This window comes from Alcanivorax sp. HI0044, from assembly GCF_001634945.1.
The window spans coordinates 1-983 of the sequence record NZ_LWEZ01000618.1 but is presented as its reverse complement, the minus strand read 5'-3'; the positions used below and the strand labels follow the sequence as shown (position 1 = coordinate 983).

The following is a 983-nucleotide window of genomic DNA, read 5'->3' as shown; positions in this document are numbered from 1 at the left end:
TGGTCATGGTGGCGCCGATATCAAATACCGCCACGGTTTCCAGCTCATCCGAGTTCGGCAAACCGGCCTGGATCAACTGGAAAGCACGCTCCATGGCGTACGCTTCCACATCCACCGCTTTCGGTTGCAGGCCACCGATTTCCAGTGCATCAGTGCGCATCTCCACGTTTTCGGTACGTGAAGCCGCAACCAGCACCTCTACCCGCTCATCGTTATTTTCCACCGGCCCCACGACCTGAAAGTCCATGCGAACTTCATCCATGGGATAAGGGATATACTGGTCGGCCTCGGACTTGAGCTGCAATTCCAATGCATCCTCGTCCAGATCCGCATCCATTTCGATGAGTTTGGTGATCACCGCGGAACCGGACACCGCCACCGCCGCGGTTTTCACCCCGGGGCGCGCACGGCTGACCAGGCGGGCAATGGCATCGCCCACACCTTCCACGTCGCTGATGTTTTTCTCGACAACCGCATTGGCCGGCAGAGGTTCAACCCCATAGCTCTCGACCTTGTAGCGGCCCCCTGATTTGGACAGTTCCAGCAGCTTGACCGCCGTGGAGCTGATGTCGATCCCCAGTAGTGTCTGGGCCTTTTTTCTGAGGAAAGGCAGCACTGTCGTCGTCCCGTCTGGTTATTATTGAAGTGTTTTTTCTTGCTAAAGATACACTTACACGTTTTTTATGTCGAATTACTTTAGGAGTTAGTAATAGCAGAACAGATATTAGATCACAACAAGCATTCCACCATATAATGACCCACTTCACGGGCCGGCTAGGCCTTTCTACCGATCCCAGCCAGTAGTTGCCGAAAACATGCGTTTACCCTCCTGGATCCGATACCTGCTGTTACTCCTTATTGCCGGCGCCGGCGGGGGCCTGACGGCGCTCGCCGCCTGCTACCTCTATCTGGCTCCCCAGCTACCCCCGGCAAGCCAGATTCGCGAGGTGGAATACCAGATCCCCCTGCGCATCTACAGTCGC

1 protein-coding gene is annotated in these 983 nt (G+C 55.7%); it reads right to left on the bottom strand.

The features are described from left to right. The coding region (pilM, locus tag A3730_RS07485; RefSeq protein WP_156501052.1) for a type IV pilus assembly protein PilM at positions 1-616 on the bottom strand (616 nt) is incomplete at its 3' end. Between the last annotated feature and the right edge of the window lie 367 nt (positions 617-983).